The following is a 22,779-nucleotide window of genomic DNA, read 5'->3' as shown; positions in this document are numbered from 1 at the left end:
TATTGAACCTCTATAACGCAGAGCCTTGCCCACCATTAGCAAGCAAATACTGGTACAAACTGTTCATGCCTACCCAACGGTTTTCACACCACTGTGGTGCTAATAGTGTCGGTTTTCTCGCACTGGCACTGATACGATGGTATAGAATATCCATTGGCGTATGGCGGATCATCTCCCCCGCAGTTGCGGTATATTCTTCTAAAGATAAGGTTTCTAAGCGACCTGCTCGCCAGCTTTTTGCCATAATGCTGCCCTCAACAATATGCAGTGGATGCAGTTTTATACCGTCTGTACCACACGCCAAAACCGCCTCTAACGTCTGCATATTCATTGCCGCATTTTCATTTGGCAGGCCGCAAATCAAATGAGTACAAACCTTGAGTCCCAGCGCACGGGCTTTTTGGGTGGTCGCTTGATAAGCGGCAAAATCATGACCGCGATTAATACGGTGCAATGTTTTGTCATGAGCGGTTTGTAAGCCAAGTTCTAACCAAATCTCATAGCCTTGTTGACGATAATCCGCCAGTAAAGATAACACCGCGTCAGGCACACAATCGGGGCGAGTGCCTACACATAAGCCAACCATATCGGCCTGTTGCAGCGCTTCTTCATACAGCTGTTTTAAACGATGTACTTCGTCATAGGTACTGGTATAAGCTTGGAAATACGCTAAATAGCGATTGGCTCGAGAGATACGGGAAATTTGTTGTTGGATTTGAAGGGTAATGGGTTGTTCAGACTGTTTTTCATCACTGAAGGATGACACATTACAAAACGTGCAGCCACCTCGCCCCAACGTGCCATCACGGTTTGGGCAGCTAAAGCCACCATGTAAGGTGACTTTATGAATTTTTTCACCATATCGGCGCTGGAGGTCAGCGCCGAACATGGAAACAACATCATTTAATTGCATTTGAAACGATAATTAGCTGTTGGTGTCCAATGCAGGGAAGCTTTTTACAACTTCGTCAATGGCTTTAACTTGTTGTAAGAATGGCTCTAATTTATTTAATGGTAATGCAGAAGGACCATCACAACGTGCGTTATCTGGATCTGGGTGAGCTTCAAGGAACAGACCTGCTAACCCTACCGCCATTCCCGCTCTTGCCAGTTCAGCAACTTGTCCACGACGACCACCTGATGCAGCGCCAAATGGGTCACGGCATTGCAGTGAGTGTGTTACGTCAAAAATAACTGGGCAGCCGTTAGAGGCTTGCATCATGACATTAAAACCAAGCATATCAACCACTAGGTTGTCATAGCCAAAGTTTGCACCGCGGTCACACAGGATAATTTTATCGTTACCACCTTCGATAAATTTCTCAACGATGTTGCCGATTTGTCCCGGGCTGATGAACTGAGGTTTTTTGATGTTAATAACCGCATCGGTTTTCGCCATTGCCGCAACTAAGTCAGTTTGACGCGCTAAGAATGCAGGCAGTTGGATAACATCAACCACTTCTGCAGCTGGCTGAGCTTGCTCTGGAGTATGAACATCGGTAATGATTTTCACACCAAAAGTCTGTTTGATTTCTTGGAAGATTTTCAGCCCCTCTTCCAAGCCCGGTCCACGATAAGAGTGAATAGATGATCGGTTAGCTTTATCAAAAGAGGCTTTAAATACATACGGAATGCCTAATTTTTGTGTCACAGTGACATAATGCTCACACACTTTCATCGCCATATCGCGAGATTCAAGTACGTTCATGCCACCAAACAGAACAAATGGCAGATCGTTTGCGGCCTTAATATCACCGATACTGACTACTTTCTGTTGCATACTCTTACCCTTTATAGGAAGACAAAAACTGTCTATACGTTAATCAATGCAGTACAACTGGAAGGTTATCCAGGGAATAAATTTGAATTTTGATCATTTCCGACACGGGGTCTTCTGGGCAATGCTCAACAAAATAGTTAAGGTCACTCAGCGCCACATGATTACAATCTAGATGCGCGAGGATAAGCCCTCGGTCGCGGATTTCATAAGGGTCTTCAGGATCGAGGATCAGCAATGTCTCACAGACTTTTAATGCCATCTCCATTTTTTTCTCTTCCATCAGCGCCGCTTTTAGCGTGTCGAAAATTTTGCGAACAATAACGCTATGTTCAGCCACGTCCAATTCATCAAAGATGAATTCCGAGTATGGATCAACAGTTCCTTTTAGCCACATAGTTAGTGTGTGTTGGGATAAGGTTTCACCGCTAACAGGGTTAATAAACCACTGAGAACCATCGCGTTTTGTCGAAACAAAAAGTAATTGAGTCGGGAAAATTGCAGCTTCAATCTCTAAATCGAGCTGTTCAGCAATAAATAAGAAAATTGAGCCAAGAGAGACTGGGGTACCTTGCTTAGAGGCTAAAACCTTATCCAGCCACAGCATATCAGATAGCGCGTAAACACCGTGCGCCGCACCAAATTTCCACTCACTATAAAACAGTGTAATCAGCTGTTCTATCTTTGACTGGTTATCTGCCGTCAAATCTATCGCTGCACGCGCTTTAATGACTAAATCATCTAATTGCGTTTGTACCTGCATAAAGGGAAAATCGGCGCGAATGATGTTAGAAACCATCATAATGCCTTCACTTAACGGTAGCTGATTAAACTCAATATTTGCTATTGTTTTCATTACAATTCCACTGCAATTGCCCGCTTAACCATTCCATTGGCCAAGGGAAATTCGCTCTTTACCACCATAATCCAGACAGGTCTCGATATTGGTGTACCCATTTTCATTAAACAGCTCTCGCACTGTTAAACCTTGCTGCCAACCATGCTCAAGCAGCAGCCACCCTTGTTGTTTTAGGTATTGTTTTGATGTGGCAATAATGTGTGCTAAATCTGAAAAACCATGCTCATCAGCAATCAACGCCGTTGATGGCTCAAAACGCACATCACCTTGACTCAAGTGAATATCACTCTCATCAATATAAGGCGGATTACTCACAATCATATCAAATAGTTCATTTGGTAGTGAAGTAAACCAATCACTTTGTGAGAACTGAATATTTGTAATGGCTAAACGTTGTTGATTTCGTTGCGCTAACGCCACTGCATCGGGGTTAAAATCCACGCCTGTTACGCGACTATTGGGTAACTCTGACGCCAAGGCTAACCCAATAGCCCCCGTTCCAGTGCCAAGATCCAAAATACGACACGCGTCTTGAGGAAGGCGCGCTAACGCTTGCTCAACAAGACATTCGGTATCTGGACGCGGGATCAAGGTTGCGGGGGATACATACAGCGGCAGTGACCAGAACTCGCGTTCACCCACAATGTAGGCAATCGGCTCTCCTTGTTCACGACGGGCTAATAGCGCTTCTAATTGCTGCTGTTCGTGGGGAGTTAGTTCGGTTTCATCGAAAGCGAGGATGTAAGTACGACTGCGCCCTGTTGTATGCTGCAACAGGATCTGCGCATCTCGTTTAGCGCTATCACTGGCAGACAGTCTGACGACTGCCTGCTGTAACCATTCGCTATAACGCATTAGTCCTGCTCAGATAAAGCAGAAAGCTGATCAGCTTGATATTCGTTGATGATAGGCTGAATTAATGCATCCAGTTTTCCTTCCATCACTTCATCCAAACGGTACAGCGTGAGGTTGATACGGTGATCAGTGACTCGACCTTGTGGAAAATTATAAGTACGAATACGGTCAGAACGGTCACCGGAACCTAATAAGTTACGGCGTTCAGAGGCTTCCGCTGCATGGCGTTTATCCATTTCAGCTTGGCGAATACGCGCCCCCAACACAGACATCGCTTTCGCTTTGTTTTTGTGTTGTGAACGTTCATCCTGACATTCAACCACAATTCCCGTTGGTAAGTGGGTAATACGAATTGCGGAGTCGGTGGTGTTAACGTGCTGACCACCCGCGCCCGATGAACGGAAAGTATCAATACGTAAATCCGCTGGGCTAATTTCCGGTAATTCCGCTTCTGGCAGCTCAGGTAAGATAGCAATAGTACATGCGGAAGTATGAATACGACCTTGTGATTCCGTCTCAGGAACACGCTGTACGCGGTGACCACCGGATTCAAACTTCAAGCGACCATATACGCTATCACCCGAAATTTTTGCGATAACTTCTTTGTATCCACCGTGCTCACCATCACTGGTGCTCATCAGTTCAACGCGCCAGCGGTTACTTTCCGCATAACGGCTGTACATACGGAATAAATCACCCGCAAAAATTGCCGCTTCATCGCCACCCGCGCCCGCGCGGATTTCCACAAAGCAGTTATATTCATCATCAGGATCTTTTGGAAGTAACAACAATTGCAATTGTTGCTCTAGCTCTTCATTGCGCTCTTTGGCTTCTTTTAACTCTTCTTGAGCCATCTCTTTCATTTCAGGGTCATCTAACAGCATTTGTGCTGTTTCGATATCATCCTGAACGGTGCGCCACGCAGTAAAACACTTCGCGACATCCGTTAACTGAGCATATTCTTTTGATAAAGCACGAAAACGGTCTTGATCAGCAATCACACCCGCATCAGCAAGGTGCGCTTCAATTTCTTCGTAGCGTTCTTGTAATGCTTCTAGTTTTGCGACAATAGAAGGCTTCATTCGTTATATCAGACCTATGATTAAAAAGTGGTTATTGATGGTCCAGCCCTAAGCTGTCCCTAAGTAGATTTAGACGCTCAACATCCCCATTTCCCGCAGCTTGCTGCAAAGATTTAGTCGGAGCGTGGATCAGGCGGTTGGTTAACTGTTGTGATAACTGCATAATCACTTGCTCAGGGTTGGCACCTTGGGCAATGGCTGCAAGTGCTTTTTCGGTCATACTTGCCCGAATTGCTTCCGCCTGCTCTCTGTATTCGCGAATTGTAGAGACTCCGGCTTGTGAGCGCAACCAATCCATAAAATGACCGCTTTCTTGCTCAACAATAAATTCCGCTTCAACCGCGGCGGCTTTACGTTGCGCCAAGTTTTGGGCAATGATGGATTCCAGATCATCAACAGTGTAGAGATAAACATCTCTAAGTTTTTCTACATCCTGCTCGATATCACGAGGAACTGCGATATCAATCAATAACATAGGTTTACTACGGCGTGCCTTCATCGCACGCTCGACCATCCCTTTACCAATAATTGGCAGCGGGCTAGCCGTTGAACTAATCACAATATCCGCTTCAGCTAAACGGTTATCGATATCGGCTAATGAGATAACTTGCGCGTTCACTTCTTTGGCTAGAAGTTCTGCACGTTCTAGCGTTCGGTTAGCTATCATCATTTTTTGCACGCCATGCTCACGCAAATGACGAGCGACTAATTCGATGGTTTCCCCTGCACCGACTAACAAAATATTCAAATGTTTGAGTGATTCGAAAATCTGTCTCGCCAGTGTACAAGCCGCAAAAGCGACAGAGACCGCATTCGCACCGATATCAGTTTCAGTTCGTACACGTTTAGCCACGGAAAACGATTTTTGGAATAAGCGCTCTAATTCGCTAGATAGAGAATGATTATCTTGCGAAAGCGCAAACGCCTTTTTCACTTGACCGAGAATTTGAGGCTCACCAAGAACCAACGAATCTAGCCCACTTGCCACACGCATAAGATGGCTAACTGCGCGCGCATCTTGGTGCCAATAAAGGCTAGGTTGTAGATCTTTGGCGGTGATCCCGTGAAAATCACATAACCATTTAGTTAACTGCTCCTGCGCTTTTTCTTGGGATTCAAGGCTAAGATACAGTTCAGTTCGGTTACAGGTAGACAGCACAACGCCGCCACTCACTTGAGGCTGTTTCAGGAGTTCCTCAAGTGCGTGGTCGATTTTTTCAGGACCAAAAGCGACTTGCTCACGCAAAGCCACTGGTGCTGTTTTATGATTAATGCCTAAGGCTAATAGGGTCATTGTGCTTACGACTTACTCACATTGCTCACATTGCTAATTTATTTGTCAGCATGATACTAGTGACCTAGCTCATTACTGCGATTTATATTCGTATATTGTAGATGATTAACGCGTCTGTTTCTACGGGTAGCCTATCATCAACAATCAGAAAGATGATGCACACCAAAATTTACGTTGATTATCGGACTGTCTGATATCAATATCAATAAGATGCATCAAGGATGCCGCTATTTGGCACAGAAAGCAAATTCCCTATTTTTTAGTATGTTTTCATTGATAACCACTACAGATTAGCGCAATATTCCTGAAAATTACCTTTTGAGAACCGATATGCAACTTTCTTCAGCTCTGTCATTTATGCGCCCAGCCAGAAACTTTTGGCGATTAATGCCCCTTTCCTGCCTGCTGCTGACTGCCTGTGTGACCACCTCTCAAGACACTACGAAAGGCACTTCATCTTCAACGGATGCGCAGTGGAAAGCCCACCAATCACAAGTGGTTGAACTGCGTGATTACCAAACTCGCGGCTCCTTTGTGTATATTGGCGGTCAAGGTACCGGAACAGAAACCAAAACTTACGCGAAGTTTTTCTGGCAACAATATACCCCCGAAAAATACCGTTTATTGCTGACTAACCCATTAGGCACCCGTGAACTGGAACTCAGTGTGGAACCTGATTTAACTAAATTAACCACGAAAGATGGGCAAACTCACATGAGTGATGTGCCGAGTGAATTAATTTATCAGTTAACAGGTATGGATATCCCGATTGATGATCTCACCGCTTGGTTAGTCGGTTCTCCAGGGCGTGCCACTGAATATACTCTCGATAGCAACCACCTGCTCAAATCCGTGACGTTTAAAATCAATGGCGAAACATGGAAATTGGATTATCTCTCTTACGATACCAAAACCTCGCCGATGCTGCCGAACCACATGGAGTTGAAGCAAGGGGATAAAATCATCAAGTTAAAAATGGATAGTTGGACACTGAAAAAATGACGTTAACGTGGCCATCACCGGCAAAATTGAATCTTTTTTTATACATTACTGGGCAGCGAGCTGATGGTTATCATGAGCTACAGACTCTGTTTCAATTTTTAGATTATGGTGATGAAATCACCTTTAGCACTCGTTCGGATGATCAGATTAATTTGCTCACCCCGATGCCGGGTGTGGATGCCGAAAAAAACTTAATCATTCGTGCCGCCAAAAGCTTGCAAACCTATTGTCGCGAAACCCTCAATCATCAAGGGGCGTTAGGTGCGGATATTCGCATCAACAAAGTGCTGCCGATGGGCGGTGGAATTGGCGGCGGATCATCAAATGCGGCGACAACGCTGATTGCGCTTAACGAGCATTGGGGAACTCACGTTTCTGATGAGGTTTTAGCCGAATTAGGTAAACACCTTGGTGCTGATGTTCCCGTTTTTGTTCGCGGTCATGCAGCCTTTGCCGAAGGCATTGGCGAAATTTTAACACCCGCAGAACCAAAAGAGCGTTGGTATTTAGTCGCACACCCCGGAATTGAAATCTCAACCCCGATGATCTTCACAGATCCAGAATTAAATAGAAATTCTCCAAAACGCTCTTTAGCCGCATTATTACTGGCTCCGTATGCAAATGACTGTGAACCGATCGCAAGAAAACGTTTTCGTGAGGTTGAACAGCTCGTTTCTTGGCTGTTAGAATATGCTCCGTCTCGCCTAACAGGAACAGGCGCTTGTGTGTTTTCTGAATTTGAAACCCAAGCGGATGCCCTGAAGGTGTTAAATAAATCCCCATCGTGGGTGCAAGGATTCGTCGCTCAAGGAGCGAATGTTTCTCCTGTGCACAAATTCCGCGCTGGGATAACCCGTGTATTGCACCGATAGTGATGACTTATCCATCATTGCTGTTGGTCAACAATATCTCTCTGGACGCAAGCCTGAGGTTTTTCTCGTGCCCGATATGAAGCTTTTTGCTGGTAACGCTACACCGGAACTAGCACAACGTGTTGCTAACCGCCTTTACACTAATCTTGGAGACGCGGCTGTTGGTCGTTTTAGCGACGGCGAAGTCAGTGTTCAAATTAATGAAAATGTTCGCGGTGGTGATATTTTTATCATCCAGTCAACTTGCGCACCAACCAATGACAACCTGATGGAACTCGTTGTTATGGTCGATGCCCTGCGCCGTGCATCTGCTGGTCGTATTACCGCTGTTATCCCTTACTTCGGTTATGCAAGACAGGATCGTCGCGTACGTTCTGCCCGTGTACCAATCACCGCTAAAGTTGTTGCCGATTTTCTGTCAAGTGTGGGTGTTGACCGTGTTCTTACTGTTGACTTACACGCAGAGCAGATCCAGGGCTTCTTTGATGTTCCTGTAGATAACGTATTTGGTAGCCCAATCCTTCTGGAAGATATGTTGCAGAAAGATTTAGAAAACCCAATCGTTGTTTCTCCAGACATCGGCGGCGTCGTTCGTGCTAGAGCAATCGCGAAATTACTGAACGATACTGATATGGCAATCATTGACAAACGTCGCCCACGCGCAAACGTTTCTCAAGTGATGCATATCATCGGTGACGTTTCTGGTCGTGACTGTATCTTAGTTGACGATATGATTGATACTGGTGGCACACTGTGTAAAGCAGCTGAAGCGCTGAAAGAACGTGGTGCTAAGCGTGTATTCGCTTATGCAACTCACCCAATCTTCTCAGGTAATGCTGTAGACAACATCAAAAACTCTGTAATTGATGAAGTCATTGTTTGTGACACAATTCCTCTTTCTCCTGAAATCAAGGCGCTGAACAAAGTTCGCACCCTGACCCTTTCAGGCATGCTGGCCGAAGCTATTCGCCGTATCAGCAATGAAGAGTCAATTTCTGCGATGTTCGAGCACTAATTCTAAAGCGGGGTCTTAATGACCCCGTTTTAACATGCTGGTTTCAGTAGTTTTTCATTAAATTATTGAGGCGAGAAATGTGCTTTATCGCACCACATTCATTGTGGTCACGATACAAAAATTTATAAGTAGCGCCCCTACTGTTGTTCATCAACCGTAGGGGCTTTATTTTTTTGAACGGTTTCATTTATCGTGGTTTTAGACAAAAAATAAGAGTGAAATCATTGATATCGAATTTCACTCTTATTTAGATTTTACCTATTTTCCAATGGCACATTTCTGTTCATTGAGGATATCCATTGATGAGCTTCAGCCCAACTCACTATGGGTAACGGTGGTTATCGTTACGGGAATGAAATTGGCGTTTCAGCAAACAGTAACGGTCTTCCACTTTCTCTTTACCGCCCATTCTTGCGCCCACTAACCAAACCAATGCACCGATAAAGATCCCGAACAGTGAGCCATTGATGATGTCATCGGACAACCCTAAATCAACAATATGAGAAAACAGGTTTAAACCGATGCTTCCCCCCATCACCACCATACCCAACCCCATCAAGCCATTACCAATGAGAGTAACCATTTTCCGTTTCATATCTACCTCCAATATCAGTAAACTGATACGCAAGCATTAAAGAAAAGTTCGATAAAACTTTATATTTATGTAAAGAGTATAGCTCTTTAAGTAAAATTATTTGCGATAAGCTTCACATGTATAGAAGAGTTTAAGGATATCTACTCAAAAAGTGCTTTTAATCAATTTAACAACTGATGATGGTATTGACGAATAATTCACAAACTAATTATCACTAGCACAACCTTATCAATGACAATTTTGTACATCCACCCCGACACGAGGTAAACTAGTCGCCAATTTCTATACATTGACAGTGAAAAAGTCCCCGTGAGTAAAATAAAATTAATTGTTGGATTAGCCAATCCGGGCGCTGAATATGCGCAAACCCGCCATAACGCTGGTGCGTGGTATGTTGATTTACTGGCACAACGCCATAACCAATCGTTAAAGGAAGAGCCTAAATTTTTTGGTTATACAGCTCGTATCAATCTTAATGGCAATGATATTCGCTTGCTGGTTCCAACCACCTTTATGAACTTGAGCGGTAAATCCGTCGCCGCGGTCGCTAATTTTTATCGCATTAATCCGGATGAAATTTTAGTGGCTCATGATGAGCTCGATTTACCACCGGGTGTTGCCAAAATGAAACTCGGTGGCAGTAACGGTGGACATAACGGCTTAAAAGATATTCAAAGTAAATTTGCCAATAACCCTAACTTTTACCGCTTACGCATTGGTATTGGGCATCCAGGCGATAAAAACAAAGTTGTTGGGTTCGTTTTAGGCAAGCCTCCGCTGTCAGAACAGAAGCTTATTGATGATGCGATTGATGAATCTGTGCGCTGCACGGACATCCTGTTATCCGACGGAATGGACAAAGCTATCAATCGCTTACATGGTTTTAAAGCCACAGCCTAAGAGTTGATTTCATCAAACACGAGTTTTTGTGTATAATCAGCGCCAATTTTCTAAACATTAGGGGCAGCACTCGCCTGCCCCCGCTATTAAGGTGAGAAACATATGGGTTTTAAATGCGGTATCGTTGGTCTGCCTAACGTGGGTAAATCCACTCTGTTTAATGCATTGACCAAAGCCGGCATCGAAGCAGCCAACTTCCCTTTCTGTACAATTGAACCAAACACGGGTGTTGTGCCAATGCCAGACCCACGTCTTGATCAATTAGCTGAAATTGTGAAGCCTCAGCGCATCCTACCAACCACGATGGAATTCGTTGATATCGCGGGTCTGGTAAAAGGCGCATCGAAAGGTGAAGGTCTTGGTAACCAATTCCTAACTAACATCCGTGAAACGGAAGCGATTGGTCACGTCGTTCGTTGTTTCGAAAATGACAATATCATCCACGTTGCTGGCCAAGTTGACCCAGCAGCCGATATCGAAGTGATCAACACTGAATTAGCGCTGTCTGACTTAGATACTTGTGAGCGTGCTATTCACCGCGTACAAAAACGCGCAAAAGGCGGCGATAAAGACGCAAAAGCGGAATTAGAAGCTCTAGAAAAATGCCTGCCACACTTAGAACAAGCTGGCATGCTGCGTTCATTAGATTTAACCGCTGAAGATAAAGCCGCAATCCGTTATTTAAGCTTCTTAACCCTGAAGCCAACCATGTACATTGCTAACGTCAATGAAGATGGTTTTGAAAATAACCCATACTTAGACAAAGTCTACAAAATCGCTAAAGCCGAAGGTTCTGTAGTTGTGCCTGTTTGCGCCGCTATCGAATCTGATATCGCCGAGCTAGACGATGAAGAGCGCGATGAGTTTATGGCTGATTTAGGCATTGAAGAGCCAGGTCTGAACCGTGTGATTCGTGCAGGTTACGAATTATTAAACCTGCAAACTTACTTCACCGCTGGCGTGAAAGAAGTGCGTGCATGGACTATCCCTGTTGGCGCAACTGCTCCACAAGCAGCAGGTAAAATCCACACTGACTTCGAAAAAGGCTTTATCCGCGCACAAACTATCGCATTCGAAGATTTCATCAAATTCCGTGGTGAACAAGGCGCGAAAGAAGCAGGTAAAATGCGTGCAGAAGGTAAAGATTACATTGTTAAAGATGGCGATGTGTTGAACTTCTTGTTTAACGTATAAGCCAATACTTTCATAGTAAAAAGTATTATCTAAGATAAACAGCATAAGATCGTTATGCTGTTTATCTAATCTACATTTCATCCCACATCAATTATCTCCCCTATCTTTCAATTCACCACATCATTTTTTATATTCACATTTGTTTCCGGCGCTGATGGTGCAAATAAAGCAATCAATGCCCCAATCAACAAAATAAACATAAATACGACTGAAAGAGTCGATGAGTTAAACATACTTAATGGTGCTAAAAATAATGATGCTGATGTAAAAACAAGCGAAATTATAAATGGATATTTAATACCCATATCCCTAACTCGTTGTGTAAGAAGCAGTGTAAATATATAGATTTGGATAATTGCAAATAGAACTTCCATTAACCCAAACTGGCTAAAAGAGAATTGATGATAAAAATTACTTTGAAAAACTAAACTTGCATCCTCTGGATGAGCGCTCAAATACCATTGATAGACTAATGCCTGAATGATGCCTAAAACTACCGACCAAAGGATCTCTGCGCCTAAGAAAGAGAGCCTGGCTCTCCTTTTGTACTTCCATTGATGAATGAGTTTAGAGTGCATTATGAATCCTTCCATGTTTTAAAATAGCCATACATTTCCCACTATTTATTTTCCCGATTCGAAATGGGCAAAACTAGCCCATAGCAATATTAACCCCGCCCATTCTTATGCGCCACTATGTCGGCCATAATCGCTAACGCAATCTCTGGTGGGGTTTTACTGCCAATGGGAATACCGATAGGCGCATGAATCTGCTCTAACATCTCAAGCGTTAATCCCCCTGAATTTAATAAACGCTCTCGGCGCTTAGCACTCGTTCGGGTTGAGCCCATTGCACCAATATAAAATGCAGATGTATTCACTGCTTCCATTAATGTTAAATCATCAATGCGAGGGTCATGAGTCAAAGACACAATAGCGGTATTAGATGCACTTGGATTCTCTTCTAAAAAGCGGGCAGGGAATATTTTTTTAATCTCAACTTGTTCTGCAATTTGCCCAACAAAGCGTAACAATTCGTCATCACGATGCTCACAAATAATCACTTCAAACCCTAATGTGACCGCAAAATTAGCGCAGTAAACACCGACATTGGAAATACCCGCAACGATTAGCTTGGGTGGCGCCATGATATAAAATTGGATCTCATCGCCATTGCGCTCAATATGCGTGGAATGTTGTGAGTTTGGTACCGTCGTGATTTCACTTCGCAGGGGGAGTGTCAGTTTTTTGATGATGGCGGTATAACCGAGCAGTGCTGTTTGAATCTGTGAAAGGTATTGATGAGAATGCGGGTTACAGGGTAAATATTCGATAAGAACATCTAAACTCCCTTCACAAGGTAAATTGACTTTGGCTTCCACCCCGCCCTGACCATAGCGAACAACTTGGCTATCTTTTAAATAATGACCTTGCTGAATTCGTTGCAGAAAATCCTCTTCAATACAGCCTCCAGAGAGAGAACCTACATACATCCCATCTCCTTTAGCGACCAATAAAGAGCCGGGGCTTCGCGGCGATGAACCATAAGTATTCAGTACAGTGCATAACCAGACTGGTTCATCCATTGCCCACTTAATTGCTTGAGAAATCACGGACACATCTTCACGTAGCATATTCAGTCCCTATTGATTTTTATTCTTAGTTTTTATTTGGAAGATAATCAATATCTTTAATGACATTCTCATCATTTATCTGCATTTCGTAAACCAATTGATGACGTAATATTGATTTTGCGCCATTATCTCCCGATAAATTAAGCAAATTTTGTCGATACTTTTCTGATATTCCGACAGGGTGCCCCGGTATGTTTTTATATACAGGTCGCACTAATGAATAATTTTTTAATTCGTTCGCAACTCGAATAAATATTTCGTGAGAAATATAGGGCATATCACCCAACTGAATTAACCAGCCACTCCAATTAGATGTGTTTTTTACACCTAACGCAATCGATTCCCCTAGTCCATGACTATTTAATACGGAAAATGGAATATTAAAATGTAAACAATTGTTAATGACACCCACATTATCAGCGCGAGTGACTACATGAATAGGTAATTCACTATTCATTGAATTTACAAGCGTTTTTTCGAACACAGTTTGTTGGTCAATTCGATAATTTAATTTACTTCCTTCACCACCAGCACGTTGAAAACGCTCACTTTTTCCTGCCGCTAATATTAATATACCTATATTCATGGTTTACATTATACATAATTAATTTTATTGTTTATATTATAAATAATAAAACATTTAAATCATTTATTTAAAATCAACAAGGTATATGAATTAAATTTCCAATTGAAAATTAAATGTACAACATTATGAGCACATAAAACAATGTATAGAAATGAACAGTTATGACTATAAGTGTCTACTAGGTGCCCATTATATTCCTTCTCTTCGATTCTATCTTTTCTGCTTTAAACATGCACATATTAACTTGCTGATGCATTTTATTCATGCGCTTAATGGTAATCTAACGCATTGATTTAACCATATTACCTAAACGATTTTTTGGGCATTTTCTTAGCTATAAGATAAATTTCACCTTGCTTCTTGACCTCCACTGATATTTTACTGTGTATAATTACAGTTATTATTATCTGTTTTTATATACAGTATTTTATATAAGGAGGATGTACGATGGTTACTATTAAAGTTCGCTTCGCTGCAAGTATGAAAGGCAAGTTACCCATGGGGACTTTCGATGCATTGAGAAATGAGATCACAAAAAGATTGAGCCCCAAATACCCCGATTTAAACATCAATATCAACTGGGGATCTCAAGCGAATGTGTCTATTGATGGTCTTGGAAAGAACGAAAAGAAAACCTACATTGAAGAAACGCTGGAAGAAATCTGGAATGATGGAGACTGGATGCCTGAAATGAAAGAAACTGAGGAGGTGGAGTATTTCGATAAATGATCAGATTGCGCCAACCACTCGAGCTGGCGCAGTACTTTTAGTTACATCTATTCATTCCAAAATATCATGTCACACGCTGAGATTTTCAATGATCCTTTATCTGCGCATCAAATCTAAATATTAAAAATACTTAACAAGATAACCACATAAAATTATACATAATTAACATTGACGTTAAATATTCAATATGTTCTTATAAGTTAAATAAACAACAGATTGAACAATACATATGCGTAAATCAACTTATTTATTGCTGCTAATACTTCCTTTGTATGCTAATTCCACTGAAAGCCTGGATACCATCAACAAATTGACTGATAAAATTTGTGATACTAGGTTTGATAAAGACAAATGTGAAAAAATGATTAATTCTGTCGTATCCTTATCTATATACAACGGTTACGCTGCTGGTATCTGCACACAAAGATCTGAGTATTACAATCAATACAATCCTGATTGTAAGAAAGCACAGGATGAACTGAAAAGCCTTCTAGAAAAGTACAAAGAGAATTAAGTAATAGCCGCAATTTATTCTGCGGCTATTTATTATTACTCTTCTAATTTACTTGCTTATTCTTGTTTAGATTCCTCCTCTAATCTCTCCGCTTCCTCACGCGCGGCTTTTTCAGCCTCTTCTTTCGCTACCCGTTCAGCTTCAATTTTCGCTAATCGCTCTGCTTCAGCTAGTTTCTGATTGTAGATAGAATCACTCGGCATATTCACACGAACATCAATCCAGTGACCATTTGGAATATCGCAATAGTCATAGTCTTCACGCTCAACATCATTCTCATCGAGAAACTCTGGATAAGTCATTAAGCGCTGAGCTTCGAGTCGAGGATGAAGAGTGTGCTTTCTATAGCGGGTTTCAATGATGATGTCACCATCGGGTAGCACGTCAAAGTCAGCCCACACTAGAGGTAAATTGTTAATCCCATTCGGTACCACTAAACCGCCGTGGATACCACCCCATGATGCGTCAGAGTTCATACCGAGGATGCCTTTAAGCTTGTAACGACCAGTACCGAGTTTTTCGAGTTCGACACCTTCGGATTCATCGTTTAGCTCGATATGGTCAGTAAAAACTTTAATTACTGGAGAAGCTTTTTTGATATTGCCTTGACTATCTACTGTTGTATTACTCGTTCCCCATAAAAGGTTTGTTTTGTACGTTGTTGTATTAGCTGTAATACCAGCACTCGTCTTAACAATGCCAGTATATATATCAACCCCGATGTTAGCGAAAGTGTCACCCGTTTTGAACATAAGATTTGGACAGTATCTAAATGTCCAATCGTTAGTAGCTTCTGTTCTCCATATTGTAGATGCATTAGCCCTGAAGTGCTCGGTAACACTAGCTGTAGTCCAGTTGTAAGCAACTCCCTCACCACGTCCTCCCCAACCAAAATCTCCATGCCTAGTTAACTGACTCCACTCTGTCCATTTATTAGTTATTGGGTCGAAAGATCTTCTGTGTGTGTTATCATCTTTATCTGAGTATCTAAGAAGTAATTGTGTACAAAAAGGTTTTCCACTTGCTGAATGGATCCCATATACATCGTGGTATAAAACACCACCATATTTGGCGCTATTTGGTGGAAATGTCCCCAGCGTTGGTGGACCAACTCTATGCCTACCAGACGGTAAATCTGTTCTATCTATATTATTTAAAAATGCCTCGTTTGTAGCAGCCTCCGGTGTTAAACCAATACCCCAATCCCCCTTCATTAACACCGGAACCCACTCGCCAACGAAGTTTGGTGTAATTCCGCGCAACGCCATTTTCGCATCTGTAGTGAAGGCGGCTTGAACGCCGTGTTGGTTATTGCTATATCCGAATATGTTTAAGAAATGATGATTCCCTTTATTAAAGGTGTCTGATTGGTATGCAGCATATGCATAGCCAATTGAGTTAAGTCTATAATCAGACAATTTAGCGATACTCGCTGGTAACCCATAGCCAGTATCTTTCATCCATCCACCAGCACCGATACTCAACTTTCCATCTATCAACTTTCTTAACGCAATGATGCTTTCGAGTTTTACTGTTTCCCCAGTTGGAGTTTTAATTTCAACGATGCCATCCTGTGTTAGCCATGTATCCATGTTGCGGAGGAAATACTGGATGTACTGCTGATTCGCAAGCATCTTGCGAACACCGTCACTCATGCTGTCCAGAACGAATGTGGCAATCTGATACTTGGCCGCTGAAGCTGTTACAGATACCGGATAGGTAAGATTAATCTCTGTATCTGAATTCACGGATAGCACATTGTTAAAGTACACAACGTTATTGATGAGATAAGAGATTGGACAGCCTTCAGAGATACCAGTCAAATTATCTTTCCAGCGCGTTCCGGTACCTTTTATTTTTGTTTGCCCTGCTGTCGTTGTGATTGTGCCTGTTTGATAAATCATATTAACTCCAAAATTTGGACGCAAAAAAAACCGCTTTCGCGGCTTATCGTTGAATTGAGTATTTAGAAGTAGTCGTTGAGGTCTATGGCGTAGCTGCCGCCGTAGATTATTTTTTGGTCATAGATATCCATTGATGACCCTGTGTATATTGGATAACTTCCAATCGTCCACAAACGAGCACCAATGAGCTTATTTCCAGAAACTTTATAACCGCCGGCAAATATGTTGTATGAATCCCTTTCTTCTTCAACCCAAGGCGATGGCGTATCAAACGTGAACATCGGTACCGCAAATGAGCTCGTCGCTGAATTTTTGTTAAGTGTAAGTTGATGGCCATTTTTAACGAATGGGACGTAATCAGAGCTGTACGTCACTTTGCCTGCACTATTCCATATAGTTAGCCCATCTGCTGGTTGCAAATTGAGCCCGTATGAAAAAATAACAATGTATACATCACCTGCCCCATTAGACCATACCTGTTTATTTGCACGGTCATATCTCAATACATGGCTTGACGATGCAGGACGCATAAAAACACAGGCTGAATCACGGTTCGGGATAGTGGCAGGAATTGACCATTTTTGCCGGTCAGTTAAGCGAATTTTTTCTCTAAATACACAGTAAGATAAATCACTTTCTTGCGTTATCCCCCTAAAATTGTCGATTGCACCATCAATGCCATTAATGAATATTCCATATGTATTTTTAGGCACCTCCTTTAGAGTGCCAAATAACATAAAGTGAGACTCCCCATCATTACCTGGTAACCATCCGCCACCCCAGTCTATCTGGCTATACTCACATCTGAACGTATCCCCATCCACCCACCATCTACTAATTAAAACTTTAGATACATAACCATAAGCATTAAACTGACATATTGACATTGGCACAATTACAACGTCGTACTTTGACAGTCCGGGGATATTAAAGCTTTTCACTTTATTGTATTTATCGCCAGACCACGGATCGACGGTGATTTTTTTAATGAATGAAAGGGGAAACGTTTTATTAGTGATTTCAATCGGTTTACCGCCATCCTTGGGATTTACAAATAATCCGTAATCATCACTCATGCTGGACGCCTCCCAACTTTCACAGCCCATCTTCCGTTTTCGTCATAGACTGTCATTCCGGTACCATCGACTAACACCCGACCTGCATCACCAACAATTTTAAAATCCCCGCTGATGAGCAGTTTGTTAAACTCAGCGTCGCCAGTTTTAGCGTCGATATTAAAACCAACTTTACCGGGGACATAGTTTGCTGAAGTCATTTTGTCAGTTACAACCACGCTATTTAGCCACGCTTTATCGATGAACGTTTCTTTCATGAAAATCTGACCATCTTTCATGTACATAAACGTTTCAAATTTACCGTTTGTAGGGTTGATGAAGGCAAAGTTATTGGCCATAAATCCGATGTAAGTACTGACTTTCCCTGCCTTCACTTCGGCGCTAATAACCATACCTGCTTTATAGAATTGCTTGTTGTACCAAACACCTGCGTTCACATCCCACGTTGCGTAGCCCTCACCTTTTGCCGTAAATTCGGTTGTCGCTTTGGTGTTAACAATCGCCATCTGTTCATCAAGCTTTGACTGAACCTGCGTTTGTGATTCTGCAAACGACTTGTTTAATGACGCGATAGCCTGATCGTTTTTAACAACGCCGGATTTCACTTCACCAATTGAGCTTTCTAATTCAGTGACAGATTTAGAAAATGCTTTGTCTAAATCAGCAATGGCTTGGTCATTCTTGATAACACCTGCTTTAACGCCATTTATTGATGCATTAACTTCAACAATAGATTGAGCCCATGCCAAATTTGCATCCGCAAACACCCGGTCCAAGCGCTTAATTTGCGCCATTGACTGACCATGCTTAGTGAATAAATCTTGCTGAACTTCGAATATTGCAGAGCCTTGTATCAAGTTAGATTCATTGACCCAATTAAGCTGGTCTTCCAAGCGCTTGCCAGCTTCAGTTGTCATGAATTGACCACCCATTTCATCGATGATATCCGCAGGCAGTGCATTGGCTTGCCCAACGGCTTCAACGAATGGTGACTTACCGTAACTGTTTACTGTTCGAACATAAAACCAATAATCGGTACCCGCTTTTAAATTCTCTTTCGTCCAGAACTGTCCTTGCCCTAACCGATTGGATTTTGTTGTAACTTCCAAATCGTTAGTATTAGCCAGTTTCTTGTCGCTGAACCAGAATTCAAATGTATAGCCGTGTTGTGCGGATTCACCGGCACGTGGAACGCACGTCAATGAGAACATCCCGCCAGTCACTTCAACACTGACAGGCTTAGGTGGGGCTTGAATATCAAAATCAACAATGGCGGGTGCAGACATGGCGCCAGCGGCATTAATTGAACGAACTTCAGCGCGATAGGATCCGCGAACAAGTCCTGACAAATCGACCCTATCTTGCGGCACCTGAATTGATTGAACCACTTTTCCATCTTGTATAATGTTCACTGTATTGTAGCGAACATCTGCAGCAGCTGATTTCCAACTCAGATATCCCTGAACAATCTCGCCGATACTAACTGGCACAAATGCAAGGTTTAACGGTGGCGCCACGCCGCCCGTCGGCAATACAGTAAACGGTGGTCTAACAAATGGCTTGCCGATCACATCCTCATAAATATAAGCGCCATCCTCCTCGAGGAGGATATCAACTCCTTCCTGCGGGTGAAATTTCCATTCTGCAATACGAAACTCAAGATTTTGAATGCCAATATGGGGAAGATTTAATAAAATCACTTCTCCTGGTCGGTATGCATAGCCGTCCATGTTCATTTTAATTTGAACTCGGCGCCCAGCTCGCTTCTTACGTAAGTAGAGGTTGGCTAATCGGCTGGCTTGGTATGGGCTAGTAACAAACCTGTAATCCATGTTCTCTTTGATTTCTAACCCATCTTCATCAATCCATTCTTCGATAATGACAGGCTCAAAGTCAGTTTTGATGTACAACTGTTCAGCATCAACAAACGTCCCATAAATCGCATTAGTGGCATCGCGTAAAGCCAGTTCCGGCGTGATGTTAACGGTATCAATGATTTGATTCGGTTCAATGCGTAATACTGCAGGACCATTGTAAGCCTGCATTAAAATCCCGTGCTTTCCAGCTACATAGGTCGGCTCCGCTGCAATGCATTTGTGCATGTGATCGAGTATCGATGCTGGAGATTCAGAAAGTTCATAGGCCCCATTAATTGTGTAGCGTGGTTCAGCAACGCCTTCTGGGCTAACGACTTGTTCGTCACACAGATCTGCAGCGACCTTGAATGATTCAAAATCAATATCAGCATCAGGCACACCAAGATAACTACGATAAAAATCGAGAACTACCAGAGCCCCATTGTTGCTCCAGATTATTTTATTCGTGCGAGGATCGAATAGCTGCTTACCCCAAACCTCTACTTTGACGTTTGGCACACCGTACGGGAATTTTTCAGCATCGTATCTCAGTGTTAATCGTAACCATGCCAAACCATCCCCGATCATGTCCTCTTTCCATGATGGTGCATTCTTTAGCATGTATGGGTCACAATCAGTCCGGGAGTTATGAAACTCATAACCCGCCTTATCGCCGAAAGTACCAATCAAGTCATCATTCAGCCAAATCCTACCAATGTGATCAACCTTGTGAGCTGCGAGTGCTAACGCCATGAATAGTCGCTCATTCTCATCTTGGCTACCGCGCTCTTCTTCTGCGAAAAAAAGCAGCCCTGAGCATACAGTTTTACCCACAATTATGGTTTCTGGTGCTGTTGAGGAGCGCAACATTTGCTTGCGCTCGGATTGATCACGGTACTGCATTGAAGGTATTTTATCTTGAAAAATAAATGCACCAGCAGCTTGAACCGCGATCCCTGCAACTATTAATGCGGTTCCTAATCCACCTGTAGCAATAACACCAGCAACCATTAGACCCGCAGAAACAATGTTAGTAACCGTCTTTCCCATTTACTCCACTCTCCACGCCTTAATAGGTTGATGATTGACTGGCATCGCTCCTGACTCAGTAACCGCCCAAACTTTATTTGCCCATAAAACGCCAAGCGTCTTCCCGTCATCGCCATTAAACATGACAATATCGCCACGCATTGCTTTATCAGGTTCAATTTCTGCAAAGAAACCTAATAGCCCTGATTCCAAGTCACCGAACTCAGACTTTAAGACTCGCATTGCTCCAGCTTTGGTTTTATATCTGCCTCGCGCCTTTTCTGCGATATCGATGCCGCATATGGCAACAGCACAATCGGCAGCAAATAAACAACAATCATGCTGCCCCCATGAAAATGGCTTTTGCGTTGCTTTCTGTAAGGTTTCTGGGAGTCTGGTTGTCCAGTTAGGATGTCGCATTTGATGATCTCCTGGCATAAAAAAACCACCCATAAAGGTGGTTAGTTCATTTCAAGTTTAAGATTAGCTTTATTTATTAGCTGATTCGTCCATTTTATTTAATTTTTCAAGTAAATATTTTCGGCGTTCTTTTAAATTCATGAGGTCACATTCGGTCTTATTCGAAAATTCTTCAAGATCTTTTTTACTATGCGCTTGCAGTTCCTCAGTTGACGCTACCTTTGAGCCTCTCAATTGCTCCAACTGTTCATCTGTATATTTAGGGCACCCTTCATACCAAAACTCTTGTTTTTGGCTATTACTCTCACCTGCTACTGAAAAGCCAGAAAATAAAGCTATCAAAAATAGAATGTTTCTCATCAAATTATCCTCATTATAGTTTTATAATAAGGATAACACGCTAACCAGCTTATTTATAAATAAACACTGGCGCATCTTTTTTGCTTCCCCAGTAAATTGCCCTTTCAGCCATTTGAGCGACATAGCGAAATATACGATCGCCTATATGTCGCTTTTGCCATGATTCATCAGTAAACCTATCAGGCAATCCTTGAGACCAACGCTCAAAGCGATTTGATACCGTGACTGCAACCTCACATTTATCACCCACACTCACACCAATATTGCTAATTTGACCAGCAAATAACACCTCAGCAAGGATAGGCTTGCCATCTTCATTAAGCGCCACCATCATTAACCGTACGTCACGCCCCCGGCTTCGCTCATTCATCACATCACCGAGTAATGAGGAATCAAAACCACTGAGCGATAAAATAAGCTGCTGTGGGCCCGTCGTGTTTTCTTCTGATACCGTTTCTATCGCACCAAACTGGCCTACACCTTGATGTACCTCACCAGCAATAACTAAATTACCTGTCGCGGTATGCACTCGTGTTACGCCAGATTTGAGATCAAGCTTAGCAGCAGCGACAACATAACAACCATCATTAATTGCTTGAGTCATTTCATTTGAAAAAGGATGATAGATCATCAATAAAGTGCCTCCTCAAAAGAAAGTGTAGTGGACGTAAATACCCCCGGTGTTCTACGCAATCGCCCTTGATTATTGTCAGTTAACTTAAAAATACCATAGGGATTTTTTACCTCAATTTTATCCCCTATCGCAGGAGAGTAACGTAGCATTGGGGAAAATGAGATAGTTGCATTTCCTTGTGCATCACTCATTACATCAGAAGTAACCTTTTTAAGCTCTTGATTAATCGTGATATTATCAGCCGCTTTTAACACCAGCGAATTTGGTTTCCAGCCATTGGTTAATAAGGTACGCCCCATTTGATTTGGCTGACTGACTATGGGCTCCCCGACTTCATTAGCGCCCATCCTTACCCAATCAAACAATTTAATACGACCTGACTCCCCATCCAGTTGCGCCAGAATAACTTCCAGTAACCGCGATTTTTCATCTATTAAATTATTGAGGGTTAAATCACAGCGCCATCGACTACCGGGATAACGCACTGTTTGTGCGCTCCCAGTAAAAACAGAAACAAACGTCTTAGAGTTGCTAATCAGCTGCCAATCAAGGGATGACGGCTCCAATTCTTTAGGCCATGTTAAAATGTCCAT

General features: G+C 42.6%; 23 protein-coding genes. 6 read left to right on the top strand and 17 right to left on the bottom strand.

Features of this window, described 5'->3' with window-relative positions; translation table 11 throughout:
* Nucleotides 1-10 precede the first annotated feature (10 nt).
* Genes HFU86_RS08595 through hemA form a run of 6 tightly spaced genes read right to left on the bottom strand, consistent with a single transcriptional unit; the run spans nt 11 to nt 5,867 of the window.
* Nucleotides 11-913, bottom strand: coding sequence for a TIGR01212 family radical SAM protein (locus tag HFU86_RS08595; protein ID WP_132495839.1), 903 nt, complete (start codon nt 911-913; stop codon nt 11-13).
* A gap of 12 nt (nt 914-925) precedes the next feature.
* A complete protein-coding gene (gene kdsA / locus HFU86_RS08590; protein ID WP_187129038.1) occupies nt 926-1,780 on the bottom strand; it encodes a 3-deoxy-8-phosphooctulonate synthase in 855 nt (284 codons plus the stop codon).
* Nucleotides 1,781-1,823: 43 nt separating this feature from the next.
* Nucleotides 1,824-2,633: a transglutaminase family protein gene (locus tag HFU86_RS08585; RefSeq protein ID WP_132495838.1), complete on the bottom strand. Its 810-nt coding sequence runs from the start codon at nt 2,631-2,633 to the stop codon at nt 1,824-1,826.
* Nucleotides 2,634-2,657: 24 nt separating this feature from the next.
* The gene (prmC, locus tag HFU86_RS08580) at nt 2,658-3,491 is read right to left on the bottom strand and encodes a peptide chain release factor N(5)-glutamine methyltransferase (RefSeq protein WP_187129037.1); all 834 of its coding nucleotides are present in this window, start codon (nt 3,489-3,491) and stop codon (nt 2,658-2,660) included.
* Complete coding sequence (prfA, locus tag HFU86_RS08575) at nt 3,491-4,573, bottom strand: peptide chain release factor 1 (protein ID WP_036954647.1); 1,083 nt, start codon at nt 4,571-4,573, stop codon at nt 3,491-3,493. The genes prmC and prfA overlap by 1 nt, the downstream gene beginning before the upstream one ends.
* A 31-nt stretch (nt 4,574-4,604) precedes the next feature.
* Nucleotides 4,605-5,867, bottom strand: coding sequence for a glutamyl-tRNA reductase (gene hemA, locus HFU86_RS08570; protein WP_036954652.1), 1,263 nt, complete (start codon nt 5,865-5,867; stop codon nt 4,605-4,607).
* Between the two features lie 357 nt (nt 5,868-6,224).
* Between hemA and lolB the strand changes: the two genes are divergently transcribed.
* The 3 genes from lolB to prs all read left to right on the top strand — a co-directional run bounded on the left by lolB (nt 6,225) and on the right by prs (nt 8,756).
* The gene (gene lolB / locus HFU86_RS08565) at nt 6,225-6,869 is read left to right on the top strand and encodes a lipoprotein insertase outer membrane protein LolB (protein ID WP_187129832.1); all 645 of its coding nucleotides are present in this window, start codon (nt 6,225-6,227) and stop codon (nt 6,867-6,869) included.
* Nucleotides 6,866-7,741 carry a 4-(cytidine 5'-diphospho)-2-C-methyl-D-erythritol kinase gene (gene ispE / locus HFU86_RS08560; protein ID WP_187129036.1) on the top strand — a complete coding sequence of 292 codons (876 nt, stop codon included), beginning with the start codon at nt 6,866-6,868 and terminating at the stop codon, nt 7,739-7,741. Before lolB ends, ispE begins: the two co-directional genes overlap by 4 nt.
* A gap of 67 nt (nt 7,742-7,808) precedes the next feature.
* Nucleotides 7,809-8,756, top strand: coding sequence for a ribose-phosphate diphosphokinase (gene prs, locus HFU86_RS08555; RefSeq protein WP_006661866.1), 948 nt, complete (start codon nt 7,809-7,811; stop codon nt 8,754-8,756).
* A 322-nt stretch (nt 8,757-9,078) separates the two neighbouring features.
* On the opposite strand, the gene HFU86_RS08550 is transcribed toward prs, so the two are convergent.
* Nucleotides 9,079-9,351 (bottom strand): DUF2583 family protein, encoded by a 273-nt coding sequence (locus tag HFU86_RS08550; RefSeq protein WP_036954662.1) that lies wholly within the window; start codon nt 9,349-9,351, stop codon nt 9,079-9,081.
* A gap of 309 nt (nt 9,352-9,660) precedes the next feature.
* Here HFU86_RS08550 and pth point away from each other — a divergent pair, with 309 nt between their 5' ends.
* Together pth and ychF are read left to right on the top strand one after the other, a co-directional pair.
* On the top strand, nt 9,661-10,251 hold the full coding sequence (pth, locus tag HFU86_RS08545; protein WP_036954667.1) for an aminoacyl-tRNA hydrolase: 591 nt from the start codon (nt 9,661-9,663) through the stop codon (nt 10,249-10,251).
* Between the two features lie 102 nt (nt 10,252-10,353).
* A complete protein-coding gene (ychF, locus tag HFU86_RS08540; protein ID WP_187129035.1) occupies nt 10,354-11,445 on the top strand; it encodes a redox-regulated ATPase YchF in 1,092 nt (363 codons plus the stop codon).
* A 107-nt stretch (nt 11,446-11,552) separates the two neighbouring features.
* On the opposite strand, the gene HFU86_RS08535 is transcribed toward ychF, so the two are convergent.
* The 3 genes from HFU86_RS08535 to HFU86_RS08525 form a co-directional block, all read right to left on the bottom strand.
* Complete coding sequence (locus HFU86_RS08535) at nt 11,553-12,023, bottom strand: hypothetical protein (protein WP_255425960.1); 471 nt, start codon at nt 12,021-12,023, stop codon at nt 11,553-11,555.
* Nucleotides 12,024-12,112: 89 nt separating this feature from the next.
* Nucleotides 12,113-13,078: an XdhC family protein gene (locus tag HFU86_RS08530; protein ID WP_187129033.1), complete on the bottom strand. Its 966-nt coding sequence runs from the start codon at nt 13,076-13,078 to the stop codon at nt 12,113-12,115.
* Nucleotides 13,079-13,103: 25 nt separating this feature from the next.
* Nucleotides 13,104-13,664, bottom strand: a complete 561-nt coding sequence (locus tag HFU86_RS08525; protein WP_132495832.1) for a nucleotidyltransferase family protein — start codon at nt 13,662-13,664, stop codon at nt 13,104-13,106.
* Nucleotides 13,665-14,111: 447 nt separating this feature from the next.
* Here HFU86_RS08525 and HFU86_RS08520 point away from each other — a divergent pair, with 447 nt between their 5' ends.
* On the top strand, nt 14,112-14,393 hold the full coding sequence (locus HFU86_RS08520; protein WP_132497372.1) for a DinI-like family protein: 282 nt from the start codon (nt 14,112-14,114) through the stop codon (nt 14,391-14,393).
* 570 nt (nt 14,394-14,963) lie between these two features.
* Here HFU86_RS08520 and HFU86_RS08515 read toward each other — a convergent pair.
* The 7 genes from HFU86_RS08515 to HFU86_RS08485 all read right to left on the bottom strand — a co-directional run bounded on the left by HFU86_RS08515 (nt 14,964) and on the right by HFU86_RS08485 (nt 22,779).
* Nucleotides 14,964-16,811, bottom strand: coding sequence for a phage tail fiber protein (locus HFU86_RS08515; protein ID WP_187129032.1), 1,848 nt, complete (start codon nt 16,809-16,811; stop codon nt 14,964-14,966).
* A 62-nt stretch (nt 16,812-16,873) separates the two neighbouring features.
* The gene (locus HFU86_RS08510) at nt 16,874-17,887 is read right to left on the bottom strand and encodes a DUF6453 family protein (protein ID WP_187129031.1); all 1,014 of its coding nucleotides are present in this window, start codon (nt 17,885-17,887) and stop codon (nt 16,874-16,876) included.
* Nucleotides 17,884-20,793, bottom strand: coding sequence for a phage tail tip protein J-related protein (locus tag HFU86_RS08505; RefSeq protein WP_187129030.1), 2,910 nt, complete (start codon nt 20,791-20,793; stop codon nt 17,884-17,886). The genes HFU86_RS08510 and HFU86_RS08505 overlap by 4 nt, the downstream gene beginning before the upstream one ends.
* The gene (locus HFU86_RS08500; RefSeq protein ID WP_132495112.1) at nt 20,794-21,192 is read right to left on the bottom strand and encodes a DUF6950 family protein; all 399 of its coding nucleotides are present in this window, start codon (nt 21,190-21,192) and stop codon (nt 20,794-20,796) included.
* 69 nt (nt 21,193-21,261) lie between these two features.
* Nucleotides 21,262-21,552, bottom strand: coding sequence for a hypothetical protein (locus HFU86_RS08495; protein ID WP_132495110.1), 291 nt, complete (start codon nt 21,550-21,552; stop codon nt 21,262-21,264).
* A gap of 49 nt (nt 21,553-21,601) precedes the next feature.
* Complete coding sequence (locus HFU86_RS08490; protein WP_187129029.1) at nt 21,602-22,183, bottom strand: hypothetical protein; 582 nt, start codon at nt 22,181-22,183, stop codon at nt 21,602-21,604.
* Complete coding sequence (locus HFU86_RS08485) at nt 22,183-22,779, bottom strand: hypothetical protein (RefSeq protein ID WP_132495106.1); 597 nt, start codon at nt 22,777-22,779, stop codon at nt 22,183-22,185. The genes HFU86_RS08490 and HFU86_RS08485 overlap by 1 nt, the downstream gene beginning before the upstream one ends.

Source organism: Providencia sp. JUb39 (genome assembly GCF_012272845.1).
GTDB lineage: Bacteria > Pseudomonadota > Gammaproteobacteria > Enterobacterales > Enterobacteriaceae > Providencia > Providencia lanzhouensis.
The sequence above is the reverse complement of the archived record's forward strand: the minus strand, read 5'-3'. Positions and strand labels throughout refer to the sequence as shown.

Bases quoted from the DNA above. Each gene is read 5' to 3' on its own strand.
- HFU86_RS08510 (WP_187129031.1), bottom strand. From the start codon at position 17,887: ATGAGTGATGATTACGGATTATTTGTAAATCCCAAGGATGGCGGTAAA.
- HFU86_RS08585 (WP_132495838.1), bottom strand. From the start codon at position 2,633: ATGAAAACAATAGCAAATATTGAGTTTAATCAGCTACCGTTAAGTGAA.
- HFU86_RS08505 (WP_187129030.1), bottom strand. From the start codon at position 20,793: ATGGGAAAGACGGTTACTAACATTGTTTCTGCGGGTCTAATGGTTGCT.
- ychF (WP_187129035.1), top strand. From the start codon at position 10,354: ATGGGTTTTAAATGCGGTATCGTTGGTCTGCCTAACGTGGGTAAATCC.
- lolB (WP_187129832.1), top strand. From the start codon at position 6,225: ATGCGCCCAGCCAGAAACTTTTGGCGATTAATGCCCCTTTCCTGCCTG.
- HFU86_RS08495 (WP_132495110.1), bottom strand. From the start codon at position 21,552: ATGAGAAACATTCTATTTTTGATAGCTTTATTTTCTGGCTTTTCAGTA.
- prfA (WP_036954647.1), bottom strand. From the start codon at position 4,573: ATGAAGCCTTCTATTGTCGCAAAACTAGAAGCATTACAAGAACGCTAC.
- HFU86_RS08485 (WP_132495106.1), bottom strand. From the start codon at position 22,779: ATGGACATTTTAACATGGCCTAAAGAATTGGAGCCGTCATCCCTTGAT.
- HFU86_RS08535 (WP_255425960.1), bottom strand. From the start codon at position 12,023: ATGCACTCTAAACTCATTCATCAATGGAAGTACAAAAGGAGAGCCAGG.
- HFU86_RS08515 (WP_187129032.1), bottom strand. From the start codon at position 16,811: ATGATTTATCAAACAGGCACAATCACAACGACAGCAGGGCAAACAAAA.
- HFU86_RS08520 (WP_132497372.1), top strand. From the start codon at position 14,112: ATGGTTACTATTAAAGTTCGCTTCGCTGCAAGTATGAAAGGCAAGTTA.
- ispE (WP_187129036.1), top strand. From the start codon at position 6,866: ATGACGTTAACGTGGCCATCACCGGCAAAATTGAATCTTTTTTTATAC.
- HFU86_RS08500 (WP_132495112.1), bottom strand. From the start codon at position 21,192: ATGCGACATCCTAACTGGACAACCAGACTCCCAGAAACCTTACAGAAA.
- HFU86_RS08595 (WP_132495839.1), bottom strand. From the start codon at position 913: ATGCAATTAAATGATGTTGTTTCCATGTTCGGCGCTGACCTCCAGCGC.
- HFU86_RS08530 (WP_187129033.1), bottom strand. From the start codon at position 13,078: ATGCTACGTGAAGATGTGTCCGTGATTTCTCAAGCAATTAAGTGGGCA.
- prmC (WP_187129037.1), bottom strand. From the start codon at position 3,491: ATGCGTTATAGCGAATGGTTACAGCAGGCAGTCGTCAGACTGTCTGCC.
- HFU86_RS08525 (WP_132495832.1), bottom strand. From the start codon at position 13,664: ATGAATATAGGTATATTAATATTAGCGGCAGGAAAAAGTGAGCGTTTT.
- hemA (WP_036954652.1), bottom strand. From the start codon at position 5,867: ATGACCCTATTAGCCTTAGGCATTAATCATAAAACAGCACCAGTGGCT.
- kdsA (WP_187129038.1), bottom strand. From the start codon at position 1,780: ATGCAACAGAAAGTAGTCAGTATCGGTGATATTAAGGCCGCAAACGAT.
- HFU86_RS08490 (WP_187129029.1), bottom strand. From the start codon at position 22,183: ATGATCTATCATCCTTTTTCAAATGAAATGACTCAAGCAATTAATGAT.
- HFU86_RS08550 (WP_036954662.1), bottom strand. From the start codon at position 9,351: ATGAAACGGAAAATGGTTACTCTCATTGGTAATGGCTTGATGGGGTTG.